This window comes from Litoribacillus peritrichatus (assembly GCF_039537985.1).
Taxonomy (GTDB): Bacteria; Pseudomonadota; Gammaproteobacteria; order Pseudomonadales; family Litoribrevibacteraceae; genus Litoribacillus; species Litoribacillus peritrichatus.
Window position 1 is genome coordinate 1,318,732 of the sequence record NZ_BAABBN010000007.1, and the last position, 23,817, is coordinate 1,342,548.

A 23,817-nucleotide genomic window follows, 5' to 3' on the forward strand; every position below is an offset into this window, starting at 1 on the left:
TAGCTCTCCCTTCATGGACTTCCCATCAATCAAAGGGGCATGTCATAGCCCCTCATGAACTCCCTCGACCAACCCTGCGCGGCTTGGATGCCGTAAGCGTTTCGACGCTTAACCACGACCACTGTTTCGCCAGTGGAGGACGACCAAGGTGCGACCTTGGGTGCGAGTGTATATAACTGCACCAGCATGAATATCTTTGGTTGTCAATTCCTCTATTTTCCCATATTCTCCCCTATAGTTATGAGGGCAAAAAATGCTATGACTGATCAAATATTGACCTTGAAAGAGGTCGCAGAGTATTTAAAACTCGCTGAAAAAACGGCTTACAAACTAGCCGCTGAAGGCAAGTTGCCGGGCTTTAAGGTCGGCGGGAGCTGGCGTTTTAAGGCTGTGGATATAGAGCGCTGGATAGAAGAACAAAAGAAGAGAGCAGAGTAAATGACCAATAACGAAGAACAACAGTTTTTAGCAGAGCTTGATAAAAAGCTCTGGAATGCCGCTGATAAGCTACGCTCTACCCTCGATGCATCTCAGTACAAACATACCGTGCTTGGCCTCGTCTTCTTAAAATACGTTTCAGACGCATTCAAAATTCGACAGGATGAACTTACGGAACAGTTTAAGAATCCTGACCACGATTATTATTTAGACCCAGAAGATTTTGGTGGCGAAGATTCAGAAGAATATGCTGAAGAGTTAAAAGTGGAGCTTGAGCAGCGAGATTATTACGCGGAGGTAAACGTGTTTTGGGTGCCAGCCGCAGCGCGGTGGCAGTTTTTGCAAGACAACAATAAAACCGTTATTGGCGGCGCGGAGCTAAAACTGCCTGATGGAAGCACTAAAAAGTTCAGCTCTGTGGGGCATCTAATTGACAACGCTCTAGAGCAAATTGAAGCGGATAACCAAAAACTCAAAGGCGTATTGAACAAGCTCTACACCCGCTTGCAGATCGATCAAGCCAAGCTGGGCGAGCTTATCGACCTAATCGCAACAATTCCATTCAATCACGCCAGCCTAAATTCTAAAGACATTCTTGGCCACGTATATGAATATATGCTTGGCCAGTTTGCCTTGGCTGAAGGTAAAAAAGGCGGTCAGTATTACACGCCTAAATCTATTGTTAGTTTGATCGTGCAAATGCTTGAGCCTTTCAAGGGGCGGGTTTATGACCCAGCCATGGGCTCTGGAGGCTTCTTTGTTCAGTCGGAGCATTTTATCAATGCTCATAAGGGCAAGATTGGTGATGTTTCTATCTACGGCCAGGAATACAACCACACGACATGGCAGTTAGCCGCCATGAATATGGTGATCCGTGGAATTGATTTTAATTTCGGTAAAGAGCCTGCCAATACTTACACCAATGACCAACATCCAGACTTACGCGCTGATTACGTGATGGCCAATCCCCCTTTCAACATGAAAGAATGGGATACAGGCGTCAGCGAAAACGACCCTCGCTGGAAATACGGAACACCGCCATCTGGAAACGCCAACTTCGCATGGCTCCAACATATGCTTTATCACCTTGCCCCTAATGGTGCGATGGGGTTGTTGCTGTCTAATGGTTCGATGAGTTCTAACACCAATAATGAAGGTGCAATTCGTAAAAAACTAATTGAAGAAGACCTGATCGAATGCATGGTGGCGCTTCCGGGGCAACTTTTCACCAATACGCAAATTCCTGCCTGCATTTGGTTTCTAACCAAAAACAAAGGTGCTCGTACTGCGGCTAGTGGTAGACAACTACGTGATCGTAGAGGCAAAGTCCTGTTTATCGATGCTCGAAATTTAGGGTATATGAAAGACCGAGTATTACGTGACTTTACCACTGACGATTTGAATAAAGTGACCAATGCCTTTCACAATTGGCAGATGGGTGAAGAATATGAGGATGTGGCTGGCTTCGTCAAATCTGCAAAGATTGAGGAAATTCAAAAACATGATCACGTCCTCACCCCCGGTCGTTATGTCGGTGCCGCCGATCAAGAGGAAGACAGCGAACTCTTCGCCGAAAAGATGGCTAGATTAACTGCTCAGCTAAAGGGACAGTTTGAAGAATCCGACCGTCTGGAAGCAGAGATCAAACAGAACTTGGCGGGGTTGGGTTATGATTGCTGATACAGATACTCTTGAATCGATGTGTGAGCTAGTTATTGATTGCCCACACTTTACCCCAAAGTGGACTGACTCTGGCTATATTGTTCTTAGAAATCAAAACATAAAAAATGGAGTTCTTGATTTAAGTTCACCAAGTTTCACAAATAAAGAAGATTTCAAACGCAGGAATAAGCGAGCAACTCCAAAGGCTGGTGATATTGTTTTTACTAGAGAGGCTCCAATGGGTGAAGTCTGCATGATCCCTGATGGGTTGGAGTGTTGTCTAGGGCAGAGACAGGTACTGCTTCGACCCAAAAATGATGTCTGTGGGCAATACCTATTTTGGGCTTTGCAATCTCCGTTTGTACAACACCAAATTTCATGGAATGAAGGAACGGGATCAACTGTAAGCAATGTTCGGATTCCTGTTTTAAAAGCATTGAACATCCCGCGCCACCCTAAAAAAGAAGACGAAATTGCAAAACTGCTTTCTGATCTGGCAGACAAAATTGAACTAAACCGTCAAACGAACCAGACACTAGAAAATATAGCTCAAGCAATCTTCAAAAGCTGGTTCGTAGATTTTGAGCCAACCCGTGCCAAAGTTGCAGCTAGGGAAAATGGCCAAGACCTAGAGCTTGCTGCTATGGCCGCTATTGCATGTAAAGAGGTTGATGAGCTGGATGCTCTAAGTGGTGATCAGCTTGAGAGGCTCAAATCCATCGCCGAGCTATTTCCAGATAGGTTTGAAGATTCTGAACTCGGTGAAATCCCTATAGGTTGGCGCACAGAAAATCTTAGTGATGAAATTGATATTTTGAATGGGTTTGCTTTCAAAAGCAAAGACTATTCAGAAAAAGGAACTTTCGTCTTAAGGACTAAGAATTTTAATGTTTCGAATGAAACTGAACGACTTCATGATGATGTTTTTTTGCCGGAAAGTTTTTTAATTTCCCATGAAAAATATATGGCTAAGCCATTTGATTATCATCTAATAATGGTGGGTGCGAGTGTTGGCAATAGAGGTATCATTTATCCTTGCCACTTGCCAGCTTTAAGAAATCAAAATATGTGGTGTTTTCGTGCAAAAAGAAACTCATTTGTCTCACAAGTATATACTAAATATTTACTGGATTTTCTTGTGGTTAAATCAGTTGGTTTGGCTTCTGGAAGTGCTAGAGAGTTTTTTAGAAAAGGCGACTTTGGGTCTCAAAAAATATGTATTGGTAGCGAGGAAATACAGGCCGCGTTTTATAGGGTGGTGATGCCTATTTTTGAAAAGAAGGCAAGTTTGGTTGAAGAAAATCAAATACTAGAAACTCTTCGTAACTCACTTCTCCCCAAGCTCCTCTCTGGTGAGATCGATTTGGTTGAACAAGAAAAGGCGGTTGTAAATGGTTGATATTGTTCAATGGAGTGACATCAAAGAAGATTACCACAAAGGCAGTCTCTTACTTGGTAATGGTTCGAGTATCGCTGTAGATGGTTGCTTCAATTATCCATCTCTATTTGAAGAGGCAGTGAGGTTGGGTCATTTGACTGAAAATGTTCAGGCCGTATTTGGTAAATTTGGTGTTAGTGATTTTGAACTTGTTCTTAGACGTTTATGGCAAGCCAAGCTTGTTAATGAAGCTTTAGAATTGCCGCGTGGCGAGGTTGAAGAAGCTTATAAAGCTGTGCGGAGGGCATTGATTTCGACCGTGCGTGACACTCATGTTTGTTATGATGATGCACGTGATCATTTAGAACCAATTTACAAGTTCATGCAGGAATTCGACTTCGTTATTTCGTTGAATTATGACCTCATTGTCTATTGGGCTGCTCAGTTTGGAAATAGGTCTCTTGGACGTTGGTTTAAGGATTGTTTCCAACCGTCAACTTTCCGAGATGACTGGGAAGAGCTTCTTACTCCCTATGGTGCTGTAGGTGCAACACTTTATTTTTACCCGCATGGTAATCTGGTCTTACGTCGTCATGGCTTTTCTAGTGAAAGAAAAATTCAGGCCGGCGAAGATAATAATCTGCTTGATGCCATATTGGAAAAGTGGGAAACCGACAATCTTGCACCTGCTTTTGTTTGCGAGGGAACGGAGCAAAATAAGCGCGATGCAATTTCAAGCTGTAACTACTTTGAGCGTGTGTTTTATGAAGTGCTACCATCTCTTGAAGAGACGTTAGTTGTTTATGGTTGGAGCTTCGGTGATCAAGATCAGCATATAATAAAACAAATCTCCAAATCAAAAATAAAAAAAATGGCTGTATCTATTCATGGTAACGACGAAGTCTTAGCAGGAAGTATTGAAAGAAAGCTCGAGCCACTGGGACTGGATGAATTACTTTTTTTTGATTCAGCAAGTGACGGCTGCTGGAATAATCCAGTGCAAGAAGAAAATGAGGAAGAGGCATGATTACTGAAGATCAACTAGAACAACTTTGCCTCGACTGGTTTCAGGAAATTGGATACGACTATATCTGTGGCTATGACATAGCGCCAGATGGCGCTAGTCCTGAGCGAAGCGATTACCGCCAGATCATTCTGAGTGAAAGGTTGCTTGAATGTCTAGTAAGAATTAATCCGCATATTCCAGTTTCAACGCTTGAGCAAGTTGCTCTTCAGGTTGCTAAGCCAGAAACTCCCGTACTGATTAAGAACAATAAAGCCTTCCATCAAATGCTGCTGGAAGGCGTGAAGGTTGATTACAAAGACGATAACGGCGAAGAAAAACATGATTATGCTCGCCTTGTTGATTTCGACAATTTGCAGAACAACCAGTTTTTGGCAGTAAACCAGTTTACGCTCATCGGCAGTAAAGGTAATCGTCGCCCAGATGTTATTGTCTTTATCAATGGTTTGCCACTAGCGGTATTAGAGCTTAAAAACCCTGCGGATAGTAAAGCTGATATTTGGTCGGCTTATCAGCAGATTCAAACTTACAAGGACGAAATTCCTGATCTGTTTGCTTTCAATGAGGCGCTCGTTATTAGTGATGGGCTTAATGCTCGCGTTGGATCGCTGACAGCCAATAAAGAACGCTTTATGGCATGGCGTACTGTCAGTAATGAACATGATAGACCACTATTTGAGTACGCACTGGAAACATTGATCAGGGGCTTTTTCAAACCAGATTTGTTTTTGGATTATATTCGCCACTTCATATTATTTGAACAGGCTGGTGACGTAACTATCAAGAAAATAGCGGGTTATCACCAGTTTCACGCAGTACGTGAGGCGGTGAGAGCCACGGTTATCGCTTCTCAAACCGAGTATGGAATTGCCGAGCCACGAGCTAACTACGCAAATAAAGTAGTTCCCGGCTCAGGTAAAGCGGGTGTTGTCTGGCATACGCAGGGCTCTGGCAAATCTATTTCCATGGTGTGTTATGCGGGTAAATTGCTCGCCCAGCCTGAAATGAACAATCCGACAATCGTGGTAGTCACTGACCGTAACGATCTGGATGGTCAACTCTATGACACTTTCGGTATGGCCGCTGAAACACTTAAACAAACGCCAGTTCAAGCTGAAGACCGTGATGATTTGCGAGAAATTCTATCTTCTCGGCAATCTGGCGGGATTATCTTCACAACGGTTCAGAAGTTTGCACTACTGGGAGATGAAACGTCTCACCCTGTTCTAAGCGAACGAAAAAATATCGTTGTGGTGAGCGATGAAGCACACCGAAGTCAGTATGGTGATAAAGCCAAATTTAATGCCAAAACGGGTAAGTACACATTTGGCTATTCAAAACATATGAGAGATGCGTTGCCCGCAGCCTCTTTTATTGGCTTTACGGGAACACCGATAGACTCTGCGGATAAAGACACCAGAGCTGTTTTCGGTGATTACGTCTCTATTTATGATATTCAGGATGCCGTTGATGATGGCGCTACGGTGCCTATTTATTACGAGTCCAGATTGGCAAAGTTGAATATCAACGAAGCAGAAATGGAAGCGCTCAATGATGAAGTCGATGAAGTTATTGAAGACGAGGAAGACGTTGCAGCAAGGGAAAGCACAAAATCTAAATGGGCGGCATTAGAAAAATTAGTTGGTAGCGAACCTCGAATTGCCTTAGTCGGAAATGACTTGGTTGAGCATTTTGAAAATCGAATTGCAACCATGCCCGGTAAGGCTATGGCAGTTTGCATGAGTAGAGAAATCTGTGTTGATTTATACGATGCGATAGTAGCAATTAGACCAGAATGGCATGACCCTGATCCAATGAAGGGAGCTATTAAAATCGTTATGACAGGGGCAGCTTCAGACAAAGAAAAGCTGCAATCGCATATCTACAATAAAGAAACTAAAAAGCTGTTTGAAAAGCGCTTTAAAGACGTAAACGATCCTCTGCAAATCGTGATAGTACGCGATATGTGGCTAACGGGTTTTGATGCGCCTAATTGTCATACTATGTATATCGACAAGCCGATGAAAGGCCACAACCTTATGCAGGCGATTGCGCGAGTTAACCGCGTGTTTAAAGACAAACCCGGTGGGCTTGTTGTTGATTACATTGGTATCGCCAACGAATTAAAGCAGGCACTAAAAACCTACACAGGTTCAAACGGTAAAGGTAAACCAACACACGATACCCATGAAGCTTACGCTATCCTGCTAGAAAAAATGGATGTTGTGAGAAGCATGTTCCATGGCTTCGACTACAGCAGTTATGAAGACAATGCGTTGCAGCTATTGCCCGGTGCAATGAACCATATTCTGGGGCTAAAGGGTAAAAACGACGAATTAGATGGTAAAAAGCGATTTCTGGATGTGATGGCTGCAATCAGCAAGGCTTACACACTTTGCGGAACCATGGATGAGGTAGAACCGTACAAGAAGGAAATTGCATTCCTTGGTGCGGTTAAGAATGCTATCAGCAAGTTCACCACTATTGATAAACGCCGTTCTGACGAAGAGAAAAACTCAGCACTGAAACAAATAATCGACAATGCCGTTATCGCAGATGGTGTTGATGACATCTTTAATTTAGTCGGACTTGATAAGCCAAATATTGGCCTGCTGTCTCCAGAATTTATGGAAGACGTGGCCAATATGAAGGAGAAGAACCTTGCCGTTGATTTGTTAGAGCGCCTATTGCGTGACGAAGTTAAAGCACGGATGAAAACAGATGTGGTTTCTGAAAAGAAGTATTCAGAACGCATACAGGAGACATTGCGCAAGTATCACAATAGAGCGATTGAAACGGCACAGGTTATCGAAGAGCTAATCAAGATGGCCAAAGAAATGGCCGAAGATGAAGAACTTGCCGCTAACTCAGGTTTAAATAGTGATGAAATTGCTTTTTACAGGGCGCTCATTCAGAACGAGTCTGCTGTTAGAGAGCTAGGTGATAATAATCTTCGTGAACTGGCTAAACACGTAACAAACCAGTTGAGAAAAAGTACGACCGTTGATTGGCAAGTGCGTGACAGCGTGCGAGCGAAATTACGTAACCTTGTACGTCGGGCGCTTAGAAAGTGGAAATATCCACCGGACAAAGCTGATGAAGCGATTGAGTTGTGTTTAAAGCAGGCGGAAGCATTGAGTGAGCATTGGAGTGCTGGTGTATAAATAATCTGAAGACAATTTATCCAGTGGCGGTTTCTTTAGGTCTGTTTGTTAGAAGTGAAAAATGAAACTTTCAAATGACTGTAATAACAAGAATCGATTAGTTTGAATGGCTGAAAAGGAGGTCGCGCATTATGATTGGTAAAGGGTCAGAGTGGCATAGATGGGAGCCTCATATCCATGCTCCCGGCACGGTACTCAACAATCAGTTTGGGAGTAATAACCCTTGGGAAGAATATTTAACGACAATAGAAAAATTGACGCCATCCATAAAAGTCTTGGCGGTGACAGATTATTATCTTACAGATACATATGAAGAGGTTCTAAAATACAGAAACACTGGCAGAATTCCCGATGTTCAACTTATTTTTCCGAACATTGAATTACGCCTTGATGTTGCTGCTAAGACTGGATTTGTAAATATACACCTTCTGGTTAGCCCTGAAGACGCTGATCATCTTACACAACTCCAAAGGATACTAGGTCGTTTACAATTTCACGCTTATGACGATCGATTCGATTGTACAAAAAATGACTTAATTGCACTGGGGAAACGTTCAGATCCAAATATCACGGATGATTTCGCTGCACTAAAACAAGGTGCGACACAGTTTAAAGTGAACTTTGATCAGCTTAGAAAAGTCATTCAAGAGAGTGAATGGGCAAAGAATAATATTCTCGTCGCTGTTGCTGGCGGTTCTGGAGACGGAACTTCTGGATTGAGGCAAGCATCTGATACAACAGTTCGGCAGGAAATAGAAAAATTTTCTCACATTATATTTTCAAGTAGTCCATCCCAAAGAGAGTTTTGGCTAGGTCAAAAGTCAGTTACTGTCGATGAACTAAAAGATCGCTACCATGGCTGTAAACCATGTTTACATGGCAGTGATTCTCATGATTTAAAGTCTATTGGTCAGCCTACAGATAGTCGTTATTCTTGGGTTAAAGGAGCGCTAGAATTCGATTCACTGAGACAAGCTTGTATTGATCCTGAAAACAGAGCTTTTGTCGGCTCTGAGCCACCTAAAAGTGCAATGCCTTCTCAGGTTATCTCTCGCATCAAAATTAATGATGCGGGGTGGGCAAATACTCCAGAGATTCCTTTGAATCCCGGTCTAGTGGCTATCATTGGAGCTCGAGGTTCCGGTAAAACTGCTCTTGCAGATATGGCTGCGGCAGGTTGTGATGCTATTTCTAACCAAGCTTGGCAGAGTTCCGAGTATACAAGCCCTTCTTTTTTGGCTCGTGCTCGACAAGTTATTGGAAATGAAAGTGTTACATTAAATTGGGGGGGAGGAGTTGAAACCACTCGTATGTTAAATGGCTCTGATGCAAATAACCATTTTTCATTCCCTCGCGCTAGGTATTTATCACAGCAGTTTGTTGAAGAGCTTTGTTCATCGAATGGGGTATCTGATGGACTAATTGAGGAGATAGAAAGAGTCATCTTAGAAGCGCATCCCGTTGATGAAAGGGATGGCGCTATTAGTTTTTCAGAATTTAGGGATTTGAAAACAAGCCGCTTCCAACAAGCAAGAAAGCGTGAAAATGAATCTATTTCTGATATATCGGAACGGATTTCAATTGAGCTTGAAAAAGAGGCTCTGGTAGATAGCCTTGCCGCACAGGTAGATCAAAAGAAGTCATTGATAAATAACTATAACTCAGACCTCAAAAAACTTGTTGTAAAAGGAACTGAAACACAGGCAAAGCGTCACGCTGAGCTAGGAGTTACTGCTCAAGACATTCGTTCCAAAATACAGGCGTTTAACAATCAAAAACGAACGTTTATAGCGATGCAAGACGAAGTTATCAGTACTCGTGCAACCAAAGCCCCGGAGCTGCTTCGTCAAGCACAAGAACGCCATCGGCTTAGTGGGCTTAGTCAACAGCAATGGGAAGAGTTTTTGCTCACGTACAAAGGAGACGTTGACTCCAGCTTAACTGGTTATATCACTTGGGCGGACCAGCAAATTTCTCAGTTAAATGGTAAAGCTCCGGAAAGAACAGACCCTAATTCACCATTGATAGCTGAAAATGCTGATTTATCACAATTGAGCTTGTCAATTATTGTTGCAGAAATGACGAGATTAGAGGCACTACTGAGCGCCGACAAGCTTATACGAGATCAATACACTGCTTTGTCTAACCGTATTAATCAAGAAAATATCGCGCTAAAAGCACTTGAAGACAAGTTAAGCGATGCGAGAGGCGCATCTGGCCGAAAGAAACTCCTCCAAACAGAGAGAGATGAAACTTACAGCCGCATATTTGAAGCAATAATAAGTGAACAATCCGTATTATCTCAGCTTTACCAGCCTTTGATGGGCCGCCTTTCCAAATCAAGTGGAACACTAGGAAAGTTGAGCTTTTCGGTTCAGCGAGTCGTCGATGTTGAATCATGGGGTGATTTTGCGGAGAAAAATCTATTAGACCTTAGAAAGGCTGGCACTTTTAATGGAAGAGGTTCGTTAACTGCTTTGGCAAAAGAAAGTTTGATGCCTATGTGGGAGAATGGCACTTCCGATGAAATCAAATCTGCGATGTCTACGTTTATATCTAAGCATATGGGAGAGCTTCTTGAACACGCCCCATATTCGAAACTACAACAGGTGGAATATAAAGCGTGGCTTAAGAGCTTTGCGCACTGGTTATTTAGTACCGATCATATTTCTATTCGCTATGAGATTTTGTATGACAACGTAGATATACGGAAATTATCACCGGGAACTAGAGGCATAGTTTTGCTTCTACTCTATCTGGCTCTGGATGATGCTGACGATAGGCCTTTAATAATTGATCAGCCGGAAGAAAATCTAGATCCTAAATCGGTTAATGACGAATTGGTGCCTCTCTTCATTGAAGCGAAATCGAAAAGACAAGTAATAATGGTTACACACAATGCCAATCTTGTAATCAATACAGATGCCGATCAAATCATTATTGCAGAAGCTGGGCCGCACCAGACAGGTGGACTTCCTCCTATAAGCTATAAAGCTGGTGGGTTAGAGAATTCGTCAATCCGTACATCAGTTTGCGAAATTTTGGAAGGCGGCGAAAAAGCTTTTAGGGAGAGGGCTAGACGACTTCGCGTTAGATTGCAGCGTTAAACCTTCTAGTCAATCCGAATTTACGTCAAGGATATGGAGCCCTTGACGCAAGTTCGTTCTCGATATTTTCAAGTGAAGCTAAAGCATTTACACGCTCCAGTGTTTGCGGCTTACTTTTTGCCAGTTCGTTAAAAACCTTTCTATGTAGGCCATAAAGCTCGTTCGTGTTTTTGGCTGACAGTTCAAATCTTGTAATCAATCTCATTGTTACCTCCTGTGTTTGGAGGCCGTGACTGCCACGGCCTTTGTATGGCCGCGTGTTTGTGCAAAGTGACTGATCTGCACCTTGGGTCGCAATAGTGTGAAGAGGCTTTACGCTTGCTGATCCGTTGTCACTTTTCGCTAGTGGTAATGCTAAAAGGCAGTGCTGGTTAAGGGCTCAATCAGGTGGTGCTGATTGAATAAAAATTGCTGGTAGTGCTAAAGCACGACTGCTTTGAAAGGCGTTGAAAGTTTTCGCTGCGCTAGGCTGAAAGTTCAATAAGGTGTGAACACTGATCGTGTTCGCCTGATTCAATAATTACGTGCCCCTTTTGGGTAAACGTCAAAATATCACACAACTTGTCTCCATCAAGACATCCCCCTTCCTTCCGCGCCCGAAAATACTGGCTTGTGCAGGACGGGCGGTTCCCCCTGTCTGGATTACGCCAAAACATGTGATCTTACGCTCGCTTCTCTCGCTCCTTTGTCTGGGGTTTTCAACCCCAAAAGGGGATGTGTTTTTAAGATTAAGGAGAAAAGCAATGAGTGAAGAAATCAGAATTTATGTGGCATGTTTGGCAGCGTATAACAGTGGCTATTTGCATGGTGTTTGGATTGATGCAACGGCAGACATTGACGACATTCAAGACCAAATAAACAGCATGTTGGAATCCAGCCCCGTAGAGGATGCAGAAGAATACGTCATTCACGACTTTGAAGGATACGGCAGTTATCGCCTATCAGAGTATGAGGGTATACAAAGTGCCCACGAATTAGCCTGTTTTATTGAAGAGCATGGCGAGATAGCAGCCGAACTGATTAGCCATTTTTCAACGCTTGAAGAAGCAAAGAAAGCCATGGAGGAAGATTATCAAGGCGAGTATGCAAGCCTCTCGGATTACGCGCAGGAAATCACGGAAGAAACAAGCGAAGTGCCCAGCCATTTAGAATTTTATATCGACTATGACCGCATGGGGCGCGACATGGAAATGGGCGGCGACATTTTCACAATCGAAACGGGTTATCAGGAAGTGCATGTTTTTTGGAACCGCTAAGGCGGTTCCCTTCATGCGGAAAGGGAATTTTAAAATGCGAGATTTAACAAGCGAAGAAAAACAGCAATCACTAAAAAGGGCTTTAACTTGCACAGGTGGTGCGCTCGATAGATGGAGTGCCAGAGCTGCAACAGGTCTGAATGATGCAGATATGGCAAAAGCGGTACGTTATGAACTGGGTATTTGCGGCGGTTCAGGTTGCAGCAATAGTATACATATTCATTACGAAGGCGCTGGCTTGAAAGTATGGGCGGCATGGGAAATATTTATCCCTTCATCTGAAGAGCCAATATTTCAGGGAGAGGCCACCATTAAGGCTGCACGGTGTTTGTTTGGTGTTAAAAATCCTGATGACGTGCAGCTCGATCTATTTTGATTAAAAATCGCGCCGCCAAGCTTGGGGCTTGGCGGCGAACTGCAAAAGAAACCACAAATTTGCATAAATACAAATCCAGTGGTATGAAAATCTATAAGAAAGAGAAAGCTATATGATTGGTTCGTAAGACACTTAAAAGGGGCGCTCAAGCTGCTATTGGATTAACCGTTGCGTTTGAAGTTGCGCTTTTGAATTTGCCTGATCTTGTTTCCTCACCATTGGAGGAATATATGCAAGAAAATGATATTCCTCTGGAGTTAGTAGAGGGGATGAAAACCGATGGCATGCGAGTTTATCACGAGCACGGCCACCTTTCTGCTCTCCATTTGTCTGCACTTCTATTTACTAATAATGCAAAAAACTTTGACTTTCTATGGGCAATAGTCGAGCCATTAAGAGCTTTGCCGAGCGCGTATGGTCACATGGGAAGCCTTCACGCTTCGCATGGCGACTGTATGATTTTTATGCCTGATAAAGACCAGACAATTGATGACTTAATAAGCAAAACTACAGGCATACCTGAATTCGACTTAGAGCTTACTGAGAAGCTAAGAAATACATTTAAAGCTAATATACTTGTTCATGAGGTGGCTCATGGGCAACCCATGGAGCGATTCAATCAAGAGTATTGTGTGCAAGAACATGGGACAGCGGTAGATAGTTCGGGCTCTTCTGAGCTATATAGCGAGTTAAGAAGCGATGACGCCTCGCTAGACCTGATGAAAGATGCCGATGTTACCGACTATATGATTTCGTATCGAGCCGTCACCGCATTTAATCATTTGCACGATATATCTCACGATACAGCCATATATCTCGATGAATGGTATAACAAAGACAGCCTAACTTTACGAGGCGAAATGCCCGATCACCTTGTTTACAAAAATGATTTTGCCCAAGTTTTTAGCCCTTATGTTGAAAAATATTCTTCAGAAGAACCGGCTCCCTATCAGATATATAAAGCTGCGTTAGAATTTTTGGACAATCATGCCGATACTGGAAAAGTGCGCGAGTCATCACGACGGATGGTAGAGCTTTACGTTAAAGGTGTCGAATATTTTGCTCCAACGAAATCCGAAGAGCTGCGCGCAATGCGTAACTCTCAGGATTTAGAAGGTGACAGTCCTGTTGTTTTTTGATCGCAGCGCTAATAAGGAAAAACGCCAGTGAATGGCATTTTGCTGTTTAATATCACCTGAATATCTTCAGGCAAGTAAATTGTTGGATCGTCATAGCCGATCCGAATTGCGGAATTATTGCGCGGCATGAATTCCATGCCGTCTTTTTTGATAGAAAAAATGAGCGTGTTGTGCGCAAGCCAGCGTCCAAAGCGCACTTCATAGCCTTCGCTCTCAAGTAGTTCGGCGATTTCAGGTGTTTCAATTTTTCCGTCGCCGTCATCGTAGCCGAATTTTGAAAAGGCATGGCTCCAGTGGTAGCGGTTTCCGCAATGTCCGCATTTATCACAAGCCATGCCATTGTCCTTTCTTATATCTCAGGCTCAAAATCCATGCCTTTGTCATCATCACGTCTGTTTTGACGGTTTGGTGCATTGGCGTTTTGAGTGTTTTTGCTTTGTGTATTGGTTTTCGAGCGATGAGCGTGTTTTGATTTTTCTTCATGTTTGGCGATATGAGAAAGATCACGCACCAGCGCTTGGCGCTCTTTTTCTTGGGTATCGCGCACCAATTGGATTTGCGTTTGCAAGTTCTGGCGCTCGGTTAACTGCTTTTGAATCAGCTCTTCTTGCTGTTTACGATCCCGCAAATGTGCCTGCCACGCTTCTTGCTCATTGCGTTTTCGGGTTTTCCAGTAGCGGCCATTGAGCTTGTCCCAAATGCCTTTAAAGCCCTTGCGGATTCTGGCAGATCGCTTCAATTCTTCAGCTTGCCAGCGTTTTTGCTGATATTCCTTAAGGCTGGCGCGTACCGAGCGGTGTTCATTGGTTAGTTTGGCCTTATCTGCTAGCAGAGGTTTGAGCTTTTCATTGTGTACGCTGCGCAATTCTTCTTTATAAGAATCAAACAATTTAGAAAGCTGGCCTTGTATGCCGTTTTTCACTTCCTGCACTGATGGCAGTTCCTTGGCACTTCCAAGGCGCGCTTCTAGGGCTTTGTTTTTTTGCCCAAGTTGGCGCGTGAGCGAATACACTTCGCCATATACATCTAAAGCCACAAAACCGCGTTTATCGCCTTTGGCTAAAAAGTAGCCTTTTTCGCGGAGTGCATGCTCGAAGCTGGTTTTGGTGTCGGATATTGCCCAGCACTCCTGAAGCTCACTTTTTATGTCCGAAGCTTTACGGCCAACGCGCTGTGCTTGCTGCCATTCGGCGCGGGTGAAGTTCAGCGGGTTTTTCTTGGTTTTGTCTTTGAAGCCTTCAGGCATCTTCCAGCCATGTTCGAGATAAAGTGACTTTGAAATATCATTGAGCTTTAGTTTTGGGTGCGAGATATTGACCGCCTTCATCTCATCCGTATTGATGCGGCTCCAAACGCAGTGCGCATGGCGGCGGCCTTCCTTTTCATGGAAGACCACCACACGGGGCTGGCCTTCCAGCCCCAGCTTTTGCTCCACGCGCTCCAGCGTTTTTTCAAAGGTCTCAATATCGACTTTTTTATCCTGTGGCGGGTTCAAGCTCAGGGAATACATGAATTGCTTGCACTTGGTTCCCTTGGATAGCGCATAGGCTTCATTCAATGCGCCTAGAACATCCTGCGCCATAAAGCCGCTCACCTCATGCACATTGACGTGCTCATTTTGCTCCCCGTTGAGCAGGTGAAGCGCCATTTGGCGACCGCCAGCGCGTTGATTACCCTTGAGGATCATCTTCATCCTCCTTATCTGGCTGACTTTGGGGTTTTAGCCCTAGAGCTTTGATTAATGTGTCGCGCATCCACTGAATAGCCGTAACAGACTCATTGAGTGATTCCACAACGTCATGATTGACGGGGAGAGAGCCAGAATTAGCCGCCTTGGCGAGCTGGTTAATATTTGCGCTAATACGGGATTGGCCGAGCGCCCCAATGAGCTTGGCGATGGCCTTTTGATCAATATCAGCAGTTTCGCCGCGCGTGCGCTTTTTGGGCATTTCGGGCATATCCTCTTTGAAGATTAGCCAGCGAATGTAAGCCGCTAGTGGTCTGCCTGCCGCAGCCGTCTCCAGCGCCTTGCGCTCTTCCTCGGTAAATCTCATGGAGAATGGAGGTGGATACTTGGTTTTTGGCGTTTTATTGTCCATTTTAAGCCCCTCCACTTGTCAAAATGGGGCTTTCGCCGTTATACTCCGCGCCCTGTGAAGCGTGGGCTCCCTCTAAGCTAGATAGTAACGCGCTGATATGTGGTGGCTTAGAGGCAATATCAAGGGCATTTACCAGCAGCTTAGACAGCGTTGGCAACCAGCCCCCGCAACCAGAATTTTAAAAAAAGCCGAGATTTTTATCTCGGCTTTTTTTGTCTGAAATTTAGGAAACTGAAATCGGTGAAGATGGTTTGATAAGGGCGGCCTATTTAATTCGAAGTTTTTTAGGTTTTCATTTGACAGCCATAGTAGGGATGCATATAATGCGCCCCACAATGACGCGGGGTGGAGCAGTCTGGTAGCTCGTCGGGCTCATAACCCGAAGGTCGTCGGTTCAAATCCGGCCCCCGCAACCAGAATTTTAAAAAGCCGAGATTTTTATCTCGGCTTTTTTTATGCCTTCAGAAAAGGGTAGCCTGAATGTCGATTAAGTGCATTGCTTGGCTTTCCGGAGATTATTGTTAGCTTGGAGTGTGTGTGAATATGTCCATGATTCGAGTGTCCTCAGTTTTTTGTCTTATTCGGCTTCTGCCTATATTCAGACAGGTAATCACTACTTCCCTGGTTGGCGCTATGTTACTTTTGAGTAGCTACCAGGCACTGGCGTTTGAAGAAACAAATCAGTCTGCTGTTATTCTTCAATATCATCATGTAAGTAACGATACGCCATTCCTGACCTCGATCAGCCCAAAAGATTTTAAATCGCAAATGACTTACCTGAAGGCGCATGATTTTAATGTCATCCCTGTGACTGAGTTGGTTCGTCGGCTCAGAGCGAAACAAGCGATTGATAATAAAACGGTGGTGATTACCTTCGATGATGCATATAACTCAGTGTATGACATCGCCTGGCCTGTGCTGAAAGCGCATGGCTTTCCGTTCAGTGTGTATGTGAATACGGAATCCATTGATAATCAGCAGAAACACTCGATGAGCTGGGCGCAGATCTCTGAGATGGCAGAAGCGGGCGTGGAGTTTGCCAATCATAGTCACACTCATCTTCATATGATCAGACAGGACGATAAAGAAACTGAAACTCAGTGGTTGTCCCGGCTTGAGTCGGAAATTGATCGTTCAGAAGCGTTAATTCAACGGCACACCAAACAGAGTCATAAAATTTTGGCGTACCCGTTTGGGGAGTATAACCCTCAAATACAAGCGTTATTATTGAAGAAAACGTATGTCGGTTTGGCTCAGCACTCGGGTGCCGTGGCCAGCAATACGAGTTTACAATCTTTGCCGAGGTTTCCGTTTGGGGGCTACTACACAGACCTGGAAGATTTTAAGTTGAAAGTAAATGCTTTGGGGCTCCCGGTTCAGTCAGTTCAGGTGGGTGTTTCGAATGTTCAAGAGCTTGCAGAGACTTTAGTGAAAGGTGACGAGGCTGAACTTTACTCGATCAAAAGTGACTGGACCTTTAACTACGAAGAAGCTAAGCCTTTTGTATTGGTCGAGCTGGCCATAACGCCAAGCCAATACCGGCGTTTTGCCTGTTATGCAACAGGCTTGGGTAAGGTAGATACATCGCTGGTATATCATGAAAATAATCCATCGTCAGTGTATGGGGTTGCGGTAAACATTAAGAACTTATTGCAAGTTGGCCGTTCTCGGATTAACTGCACTTTGCCCTCGAAATGGTCTGGGCGATTTTATTGGTTCAGTCAGCCATTTATACGAAAAGCGGTGGAAAATGCGTGGTATGCAGAATAGAGTAAAAGAGTAAGTTTCAGACACTGATGGAGTGCCTAATGTTTACTTTGATTCGAATTACAAATGCTTTAATGGTGAGTGCCGGAATGGCATTCATTATCTTGATCGCAGGTTGTGCAGGCACCGTTTACCAACCCTACGATGGCAGTCTTGGATATCAAGAAAGTTACGACAGCAAAGACCGGTTGGTAATCACTTACATCGCTACTGACTCTACGGACTGGTTCACTATAGGGACGTTTGTGGATAAGCGAATTGCAGAGCGTAAAGCTGAAAACTCTTGTGTGGATTATCAAATGGTGCGCGATGTTCAGTCCGAGCAAAAAGTCACAATTCAACGCCAGCAAGATGCTCAGTACACCACCATTCTGGGGATGAACGCCGAGTGGTCGGTTCAGACGCATGAGAGGATTGATCTTGAAATACCGGCCATGGTACGAGTTTATAAAAGAATCTTAAAACCCATCGCTCAATGCTGATGACTTTGAACCGTGTTGAAGGCTCTGAACAGTGTTAAAGATTTTGAATCGTGTTGAAGAATCAGAACAATGTTGAAGACTGTGAATAAGATGATCACCGCTCAATAAAAACGGTGCGGGTTTTAAGTGTCTGCTCAAACTTTCTGGTTGGGCTTCTTTTTGAATATTTAGGCTTTTGAATACCATTTGAAAGTGGTTTCTTCCTGTGCCAGATCAAGTTCATGATACTTTTCTGTCCTATGGTTAACACGATTAGTGTATATTCTGTCCATCTTTTAAGTTGGTAAGGAGCTAATTTCATGCGTCCCTATAGTGAAGCATTGCAGCAACTGCTTTCAGACGTTGGTCGTTTGTCTCAAAGTGAAGTGGAATCCGTCGAGTTAATGAACGCGACAGGGCGGGTATTAGCGAATGACGTTGTTTCACCAATGAATGTTCCGCCTAAAGACAACTCCGCGATGGATGGTTATGCCCTGAAGCTGAATGAAGCGGATGGGACTGATGCAGAGAGAACTTGGGTGGTAACCGCGACTCGTTTGGCTGGGGATGCGACTGAAATTAATGTGCTGGCAGGCCAGGCTGTTCGAATTATGACGGGGGCTGAAGTGCCGGAAGGCGCGGATACTGTCATTATGCAAGAAGAAGTGACGCGTGATGGGGATGTTATTCGTATCAAAGGTGAGCACCGAGAGGGCGAAAACATCCGGGTAGCCGGAAATGATATTGCCGAAGGCCGAACGATCATTGCTGCGGGTACACGCCTGGACGCCTCTCACATGGGATTATTAGCCTCGGTGGGGGTGGATAAGTTATCCGTTTACCGTCAACCGACGGTGGCTCTGTTATCCACCGGTGATGAGTTGACGGAACCGGGGCAGCCTTTGCCTGCGGGAGCCATCTATAACAGCAATCGTTATTTCTTATTGCCGATGCTGGAGAAGCTGGGCTGTAAAGTTCTGGATTTAGGCACCATTCGTGACGACAAAGCAGCCATTCGTCAAGCCTTTGCTCAGGCGGCGCAAGACGCTGATTTTGTCGTCACGACCGGTGGCGTTTCGGTCGGGGACGCCGACTTTGTCAAAGAAGTGTTGGATGAACTCGGCAACATTGATTTCTGGAAAGTGGCTATTAAACCCGGTAAACCGTTTGCCTGTGGATCGTTAACCAAAGACCCAACCAAGAAAGCGGGCTATTTGTTTGGCTTACCCGGCAATCCTGTGTCCGCGATCGTTACTTTCATGCTGTTAGCTCGCCCAGCACTTGAACAGTTTTCGGGTCAGGCTGTGCAGCCTTTGGCAATGTTACCAGCCAAACTGAGCCAGTCGGTCAGGAAGCGACCGGGACGGATGGATTTTCAACGGGCAAATTACAAGGTTTCTGAAGCTGGTGAGTTAGTGGTTACTCCTTTTAACTCTCAGAGCTCCGGGGTGTTATCGTCGATTGCTGAATCGAATTGTTTTATTGTTTTAGCTCGCGATCAAGGCAGTGTGGATGAAGGTGCGCAAGTAGAAATTTTACCGTTTCGTCAATGGCTATAATAAATACAGTGTGCGCTGTAACAAGAGCTTAACTGGAACGGTTAGAAAGAATAATGTGATGAGGTTGATGTGAAGGTTGTATATTTTGCACGTTTAAGAGAGTCGGTTGGTCTTTCCGAAGAGATCATTGAGAAGCCGGTGGACGTCAATACGGCAGGCGAATTAAAGGACTGGCTCGCTGCTCGTGGCGAGCCTTTCCAAAGTGCCTTGTCGGGCGCCAGAGTGCTGATGGCCGTTGACCAAGAACATGCTCAAGCGGATTCCGATATTTCAACATGTTCGGAGGTGGCATTTTTTCCTCCGGTTACGGGGGGGTAATATGAACTGCAAAGTTGAGATTGAAGTTCAGGAAGCGGACTTTGACTTAGGCGCTTTATCAGACTCCTGGACCGAAGGCGATACGGAAAACGGAGCCCAGGTCATGTTTGTCGGGCGGGTGCGAGAGTTTTCCGGCGCGGGCGAACAGTCTATGACCTTAGAGCATTATCCTGGTATGACGGAACGCTCATTACAGGAAACGGCCAGGATTGCTGCATCGCGTTGGCGTTTGAATAAAGTGCTTATCATTCATCGTGTGGGTGAGTTAAAACCGGCGGATCAGATTGTTTTGGTGATGGTGCTTTCTGCGCATCGTGAAGATGCATTTAATGGTGCTTGGTTCATTATGGATCACTTGAAAACAACGGCCCCGTTTTGGAAAAAAGAAACCTCCGATGGCGAAGGGGATTGGGTGGATGCAAAAGACTCCGATGACGAAGCATTAACGAAGTGGAATCTTCCGGGAAACTGAGTTATGTCAATCTGTGGACGCTATAAACACGTTAGAATTCACTCATACATTCGAGAGTTGCTGATGAGAAGCTTATGAAAAAGATAGTGTCTGTTTCTGTTCCGTTTATAGTGAGCTGTGCTGCCTTTGTTGTGGTGTTTGGTGCAGCAGCGGTTTGACCGAATGGCCTAGGTTGTTGTTTTATTTCTTAAATATTAGGGCGCGAAAGAGTGCCCTTTTTATTGTCTCGCGTTTGGGAGGATGTTTACCGAAATTTATTAGTGATCAATCTAAACTCATCCAGTAACCTGCCGATAGATTGATAATCTAGAAGGCAGTATATCAATGAAGACAATTTTATTATTAGATTTACAGGACGATTCGCAGGTTCGAACTTTGCTTGTGGCATCTGGCGTCCAAGTTGTTGATTTCAATGATGTGGATAATCAGGGTTTGGTATGGCCGAATTTACTGAAACGCTGTCAGTGTTTATTGGTGTCTGGTGCCGATAGTTTAGTGGATGAAACGCCCGAGCTGGAAGCCACACTGGAGCCGGTGATCGCTACCGGGTTAGCGGTTGAGGTCCTGTGTACTGATCAGCCACTGGACAACATTCCTACTGCCATGATCAGTGGCGTTCACTATCACTTTGGCATTGATTTCAGCTCTTTGGAGAGTGTGGAGTTGGTATTGAGTGAGATTCTGAAAGATGGGTTAAAAGCGAAGTACACTGCGTAACCTTGTTTGGCTGACCCTTTGTTCGAGTGAGGTTCTCTAGTCTTTTGTCATTGTGCCATTGGTTGACAGTCGTGTGACCATAGACAGTGGAACAGGACAATCCCAGCAGTCTGCCAGCATTCTGATCCAATCCACTTCTTCGTTGGTGATGACTTCATCGTGGCTGAAAAGGTCAAATATGGCTCTCAGGACGTTTCGTTTCAGCATGGGGGCAAGGTGTTCAATTTTAAAGATGGCAGTGGCCAGTTCATTATGGTTGATGGTTTGCGGGGGGAGCCGAACTAATGGTTCATGGCTGAACTGCCGCACCGCAAGGTCAAAGGCCGGGTCTTGATTGTGCTCGTTGGTAAACTCTGCCAGAAAGCTGAATAACTTTTGAATGTCGTTTAACAGGGGAGTAACAGAGTGGAATTTAATCGTCTGGGCTCTGCCTGCTTTGGTATTTAAATGTCGGAATAAAACAAGGTAGATGAACAGTTCATTGGGCGCTATATCTTTATCCGATGCAATCAGCTTTTTAGCGTAGCTAAGCAGCTGCTTTTTTTCGGTTCCTGACAAAGATTTTAAACTGCTGATGCCTAATTGCAGTACCGGAAATATCGGTTGTTCAATGGCTTCTGCAAGCATCAGGTCGTAATGATTCAATATCACCTTATGAGCAGGAAAAAAGCCCTCCGTGATGAGCTTTTTGGCCTGTTTGGGTTGGCTGTTTGCATGAGCTAATAACAGCAAGACAATGTATTGGGCATAGTCTGGTTGGTGCAGTGCCGCCAGGATACTTGGGTTTAATGACGACAATACCTCTTTGGCAGCAGTTACGCTGTGATCATCTGTGATCCCGATGGAGTCTATGGCGTGGTTGATTGATGCTTCCTGTTGAGGTGAGACAAACTCAATCATTTCTTCCGAAGTGATTGCACCGGAAGGTTGTTGTATTTCAGGCGTTGGCGAGCCGGGGGCAGTGATGTTGGACACCGTGTCCGTTGATGCGCTGACCGAAGGCAAGGCCGCTGTATTTTGTGTTTGTTGAGCTTCAAACTGTTCCTTTCTTTGCTGAGCTGAAGAAATGGATGCCTTGGTAATAAAGTGCGGTTCAATTCGAGTGATTCTGTCTTCAATGGGAGGATGGGAGGCCAGTGCATTAGCAAAGCGTATGTTCATGGTCTGACCGATGCACATATGGCTTAAGTCTTCAGCGTGTCGGCTGATGAGGTTTGACCCATATCTGTGGGTGCTGATTTTGTAAAGTGCTGAGGCAATACCGTAGGTCTGGCGAGTAAACTGAACGGCTGAGGCGTCTGCCAGGAATTCCCGTTGACGGGAAATGGCTGCTTTGATGATGCGGCTGCATAACACGCCTAAACTTCCGAGAGCCCAGATTAAGATGCCAATCAAAATAAACAGGATGTTGCCGCCTTTAGAATCATGGCCAGAGTGAAACCCGGATTCAATCAACCACCTTCCAAGTTGTCCTACGGCAATCAACCCTGACAATATGGACATCAGCTTGACGTTCATGCGCATGTCGCCATTGAGAATGTGCGAGAACTCATGGGCAATAACGCCTTGAATTTCATCTCTGTTCAAACTCAGGATTAATCCTCGGGTAACGCAGATGGCCGCTTCGTTGGGGGAGTAACCCGCAGCAAATGCGTTTAAACCATGTTCATTATCCATGACATAAAGTTCGGGTACGGGCAGGCCGGACGCCAGTGCCATTTCCTCGACGACATTGAGCAGGCGTTTTTCATCTTTGTTATGGGTATTGGCCGGGATGATTCTGCCGCCCATCATTTTTGCGATTTTTCCACCCCCTTGGCGCATGGTGAACCAAGTGGCCAATGAAACACTGCCGACAAAAATTACGGTGGCTAAGGTAACTTGCCAGCTGTAACGGGATTCAAGCCATAGCTGAATCAGTTGTTTGAAAGAGCCTTGGTATTCCGGCTGAGTGAGAAACGTCCAGGTGATCAGGCCAGCAAAATTAAAGCCGACCGTCAGAATCATCAAAGCGATGCAGTAATTGAGAACCAGAAATTTACTGGTCCGTGTTGCTTTGGCTTGATGTTCAAAAAAATCCATGTTTTTGAATCTGCTATCTAACGAGTCGGAGCATTAATGATGAGCCGGTAGAGTATGGGTCAGTTTAGTTGAAACTGACTTTTACAGCTTCGCGCTTTTTAGGATCATCAATTTCGAGTAATTCTGCAAACTTAAACCCGAACATGCCGGCGATGATGTTGCTTGGAAATTGCTCCCGGTAAGTGTTGTAATTCATAACGGCGTCGTTAAATGCCTGGCGCGCAAAAGAGACCCGGTTTTCGGTTGAAGTTAACTCTTCCATTAATTGTGAAACGGTTTCGTTGGCTTTTAAATCCGGGTAATTTTCAGCAACGGCATAAAAGCCACCAAGCATTGAGGTTAATTTGCTTTCTGCCTGAGAGAGCGCTTTCATCGCGGCAGGGTTGTCCGGGTGGGCCGATGCCTGTTTACTGGCGTTCGATGCTTGGTTGCGTGCTTCCATCACCTTAGCTAAGGTTTCGCGCTCGTGGGACATGTAGGCCTTGGCTGATTCCACCAGGTTGGGGATAAGCTCGTACCGTCGCTGCAATTGGACATCAATTTGTGCGAAGCTGTTTTTAAAACGGTTCTTGAGTGTAACAAGCTGGTTGTACATGGAAATAACCAACAAAATTACACCAACGACAATGGCAAGACCGATGATGGTATCCGTACTCATAGTTGCTCCTGAGTTTGTTCTGAAAATCACAATGTGCGATCAGTATAGCACTACTTAGTGACCATAAAGAGAGGTGCTTATTCCTTAAAAGCGTGACTTAAACCGCATTCTGATTGATTACTGCTAAGATAAGATTGGGA

General features: G+C 44.7%; 21 protein-coding genes and 1 tRNA gene. 16 read left to right on the forward strand and 6 right to left on the reverse strand.

All coding sequences use genetic code 11. The annotated features are described in order from the left end of the window. Positions 1-258: 258 nt before the first annotated feature. From mads1 to ABD744_RS15700, 6 genes are all read left to right on the forward strand, one after another. Positions 259-438 carry a methylation-associated defense system helix-turn-helix domain-containing protein MAD1 gene (gene mads1 / locus ABD744_RS15675; RefSeq protein ID WP_344799472.1) on the forward strand — a complete coding sequence of 60 codons (180 nt, stop codon included), beginning with the start codon at positions 259-261 and terminating at the stop codon, positions 436-438. Next, positions 439-2,118, forward strand: coding sequence for a class I SAM-dependent DNA methyltransferase (locus ABD744_RS15680; protein ID WP_344799473.1), 1,680 nt, complete (start codon positions 439-441; stop codon positions 2,116-2,118). Then, positions 2,108-3,499 carry a restriction endonuclease subunit S gene (locus tag ABD744_RS15685; RefSeq protein ID WP_344799474.1) on the forward strand — a complete coding sequence of 464 codons (1,392 nt, stop codon included), beginning with the start codon at positions 2,108-2,110 and terminating at the stop codon, positions 3,497-3,499. The genes ABD744_RS15680 and ABD744_RS15685 overlap by 11 nt, the downstream gene beginning before the upstream one ends. After that, positions 3,492-4,505, forward strand: a complete 1,014-nt coding sequence (locus ABD744_RS15690; RefSeq protein ID WP_344799475.1) for a DUF4917 family protein — start codon at positions 3,492-3,494, stop codon at positions 4,503-4,505. Before ABD744_RS15685 ends, ABD744_RS15690 begins: the two co-directional genes overlap by 8 nt. Then, a complete protein-coding gene (locus ABD744_RS15695; RefSeq protein ID WP_344799476.1) occupies positions 4,502-7,666 on the forward strand; it encodes a type I restriction endonuclease subunit R in 3,165 nt (1,054 codons plus the stop codon). Before ABD744_RS15690 ends, ABD744_RS15695 begins: the two co-directional genes overlap by 4 nt. A 131-nt stretch (positions 7,667-7,797) precedes the next feature. Then, complete coding sequence (locus ABD744_RS15700) at positions 7,798-10,773, forward strand: TrlF family AAA-like ATPase (RefSeq protein WP_344799477.1); 2,976 nt, start codon at positions 7,798-7,800, stop codon at positions 10,771-10,773. A gap of 25 nt (positions 10,774-10,798) precedes the next feature. On the opposite strand, the gene ABD744_RS15705 is transcribed toward ABD744_RS15700, so the two are convergent. Then, a complete protein-coding gene (locus ABD744_RS15705) occupies positions 10,799-10,978 on the reverse strand; it encodes a hypothetical protein (protein ID WP_344799478.1) in 180 nt (59 codons plus the stop codon). A 538-nt stretch (positions 10,979-11,516) separates the two neighbouring features. Between ABD744_RS15705 and ABD744_RS15710 the strand changes: the two genes are divergently transcribed. From ABD744_RS15710 to ABD744_RS15720, 3 genes are all read left to right on the forward strand, one after another. Further along, positions 11,517-12,029 (forward strand): antirestriction protein ArdA, encoded by a 513-nt coding sequence (locus tag ABD744_RS15710; RefSeq protein ID WP_344799479.1) that lies wholly within the window; start codon positions 11,517-11,519, stop codon positions 12,027-12,029. Positions 12,030-12,063: 34 nt separating this feature from the next. Then, positions 12,064-12,405 carry a hypothetical protein gene (locus tag ABD744_RS15715; RefSeq protein WP_344799480.1) on the forward strand — a complete coding sequence of 114 codons (342 nt, stop codon included), beginning with the start codon at positions 12,064-12,066 and terminating at the stop codon, positions 12,403-12,405. A 116-nt stretch (positions 12,406-12,521) separates the two neighbouring features. Beyond that, a complete protein-coding gene (locus ABD744_RS15720) occupies positions 12,522-13,544 on the forward strand; it encodes a hypothetical protein (protein WP_344799481.1) in 1,023 nt (340 codons plus the stop codon). Positions 13,545-13,552: 8 nt separating this feature from the next. Here the strand turns inward: ABD744_RS15720 and ABD744_RS15725 are convergent, their stop codons facing one another. From ABD744_RS15725 to mobC, 3 genes are read right to left on the reverse strand one after another with little or no spacing between them, the layout of a single operon-like run. Then, the gene (locus ABD744_RS15725) at positions 13,553-13,879 is read right to left on the reverse strand and encodes a hypothetical protein (protein ID WP_344799482.1); all 327 of its coding nucleotides are present in this window, start codon (positions 13,877-13,879) and stop codon (positions 13,553-13,555) included. 14 nt (positions 13,880-13,893) lie between these two features. Next, on the reverse strand, positions 13,894-15,231 hold the full coding sequence (locus tag ABD744_RS15730) for a relaxase/mobilization nuclease domain-containing protein (RefSeq protein WP_344799483.1): 1,338 nt from the start codon (positions 15,229-15,231) through the stop codon (positions 13,894-13,896). Beyond that, on the reverse strand, positions 15,215-15,643 hold the full coding sequence (gene mobC, locus ABD744_RS15735; protein WP_344799484.1) for a plasmid mobilization relaxosome protein MobC: 429 nt from the start codon (positions 15,641-15,643) through the stop codon (positions 15,215-15,217). Before mobC ends, ABD744_RS15730 begins: the two co-directional genes overlap by 17 nt. A gap of 339 nt (positions 15,644-15,982) precedes the next feature. On the opposite strand from mobC, the gene ABD744_RS15740 reads away from it, so the two are divergent. From ABD744_RS15740 to ABD744_RS15770, 7 genes are all read left to right on the forward strand, one after another. Beyond that, positions 15,983-16,059, forward strand: a tRNA-Met gene (locus ABD744_RS15740). Positions 16,060-16,276: 217 nt separating this feature from the next. Continuing rightward, the gene (locus ABD744_RS15745) at positions 16,277-17,413 is read left to right on the forward strand and encodes a polysaccharide deacetylase family protein (RefSeq protein WP_344799485.1); all 1,137 of its coding nucleotides are present in this window, start codon (positions 16,277-16,279) and stop codon (positions 17,411-17,413) included. A 38-nt stretch (positions 17,414-17,451) separates the two neighbouring features. Then, complete coding sequence (locus ABD744_RS15750) at positions 17,452-17,892, forward strand: hypothetical protein (RefSeq protein ID WP_344799486.1); 441 nt, start codon at positions 17,452-17,454, stop codon at positions 17,890-17,892. Positions 17,893-18,191: 299 nt separating this feature from the next. After that, positions 18,192-19,430, forward strand: coding sequence for a molybdopterin molybdotransferase MoeA (gene moeA / locus ABD744_RS15755; RefSeq protein ID WP_344799487.1), 1,239 nt, complete (start codon positions 18,192-18,194; stop codon positions 19,428-19,430). A gap of 69 nt (positions 19,431-19,499) precedes the next feature. Beyond that, a complete protein-coding gene (moaD, locus tag ABD744_RS15760) occupies positions 19,500-19,748 on the forward strand; it encodes a molybdopterin converting factor subunit 1 (RefSeq protein WP_344799488.1) in 249 nt (82 codons plus the stop codon). 1 nt (position 19,749) lies between these two features. Next, positions 19,750-20,220 (forward strand): molybdenum cofactor biosynthesis protein MoaE, encoded by a 471-nt coding sequence (locus tag ABD744_RS15765; protein ID WP_344799489.1) that lies wholly within the window; start codon positions 19,750-19,752, stop codon positions 20,218-20,220. A 324-nt stretch (positions 20,221-20,544) separates the two neighbouring features. Next, positions 20,545-20,937: a hypothetical protein gene (locus ABD744_RS15770; protein WP_344799490.1), complete on the forward strand. Its 393-nt coding sequence runs from the start codon at positions 20,545-20,547 to the stop codon at positions 20,935-20,937. A gap of 36 nt (positions 20,938-20,973) precedes the next feature. Here the strand turns inward: ABD744_RS15770 and ABD744_RS15775 are convergent, their stop codons facing one another. Both ABD744_RS15775 and ABD744_RS15780 read right to left on the reverse strand, forming a co-directional pair. Continuing rightward, a complete protein-coding gene (locus tag ABD744_RS15775; protein ID WP_344799491.1) occupies positions 20,974-23,019 on the reverse strand; it encodes a M48 family metallopeptidase in 2,046 nt (681 codons plus the stop codon). Positions 23,020-23,083: 64 nt separating this feature from the next. Then, positions 23,084-23,677 (reverse strand): LemA family protein, encoded by a 594-nt coding sequence (locus ABD744_RS15780; protein ID WP_344799492.1) that lies wholly within the window; start codon positions 23,675-23,677, stop codon positions 23,084-23,086. Positions 23,678-23,817 lie beyond the last annotated feature (140 nt).

Excerpts from the sequence above, each read along its gene's own strand:
- mads1 (WP_344799472.1), top strand. The coding sequence starts at position 259 with ATGACTGATCAAATATTGACCTTGAAAGAGGTCGCAGAGTATTTAAAA.
- ABD744_RS15680 (WP_344799473.1), top strand. The coding sequence starts at position 439 with ATGACCAATAACGAAGAACAACAGTTTTTAGCAGAGCTTGATAAAAAG.
- ABD744_RS15685 (WP_344799474.1), top strand. The coding sequence starts at position 2,108 with ATGATTGCTGATACAGATACTCTTGAATCGATGTGTGAGCTAGTTATT.
- ABD744_RS15690 (WP_344799475.1), top strand. The coding sequence starts at position 3,492 with ATGGTTGATATTGTTCAATGGAGTGACATCAAAGAAGATTACCACAAA.
- ABD744_RS15695 (WP_344799476.1), top strand. The coding sequence starts at position 4,502 with ATGATTACTGAAGATCAACTAGAACAACTTTGCCTCGACTGGTTTCAG.
- ABD744_RS15700 (WP_344799477.1), top strand. The coding sequence starts at position 7,798 with ATGATTGGTAAAGGGTCAGAGTGGCATAGATGGGAGCCTCATATCCAT.
- ABD744_RS15705 (WP_344799478.1), bottom strand. The coding sequence starts at position 10,978 with ATGAGATTGATTACAAGATTTGAACTGTCAGCCAAAAACACGAACGAG.
- ABD744_RS15710 (WP_344799479.1), top strand. The coding sequence starts at position 11,517 with ATGAGTGAAGAAATCAGAATTTATGTGGCATGTTTGGCAGCGTATAAC.
- ABD744_RS15715 (WP_344799480.1), top strand. The coding sequence starts at position 12,064 with ATGCGAGATTTAACAAGCGAAGAAAAACAGCAATCACTAAAAAGGGCT.
- ABD744_RS15725 (WP_344799482.1), bottom strand. The coding sequence starts at position 13,879 with ATGGCTTGTGATAAATGCGGACATTGCGGAAACCGCTACCACTGGAGC.
- ABD744_RS15730 (WP_344799483.1), bottom strand. The coding sequence starts at position 15,231 with ATGATCCTCAAGGGTAATCAACGCGCTGGCGGTCGCCAAATGGCGCTT.
- mobC (WP_344799484.1), bottom strand. The coding sequence starts at position 15,643 with ATGGACAATAAAACGCCAAAAACCAAGTATCCACCTCCATTCTCCATG.
- ABD744_RS15745 (WP_344799485.1), top strand. The coding sequence starts at position 16,277 with ATGTTACTTTTGAGTAGCTACCAGGCACTGGCGTTTGAAGAAACAAAT.
- ABD744_RS15750 (WP_344799486.1), top strand. The coding sequence starts at position 17,452 with ATGTTTACTTTGATTCGAATTACAAATGCTTTAATGGTGAGTGCCGGA.
- moeA (WP_344799487.1), top strand. The coding sequence starts at position 18,192 with ATGCGTCCCTATAGTGAAGCATTGCAGCAACTGCTTTCAGACGTTGGT.
- ABD744_RS15765 (WP_344799489.1), top strand. The coding sequence starts at position 19,750 with ATGAACTGCAAAGTTGAGATTGAAGTTCAGGAAGCGGACTTTGACTTA.
- ABD744_RS15770 (WP_344799490.1), top strand. The coding sequence starts at position 20,545 with ATGAAGACAATTTTATTATTAGATTTACAGGACGATTCGCAGGTTCGA.
- ABD744_RS15775 (WP_344799491.1), bottom strand. The coding sequence starts at position 23,019 with ATGGATTTTTTTGAACATCAAGCCAAAGCAACACGGACCAGTAAATTT.
- ABD744_RS15780 (WP_344799492.1), bottom strand. The coding sequence starts at position 23,677 with ATGAGTACGGATACCATCATCGGTCTTGCCATTGTCGTTGGTGTAATT.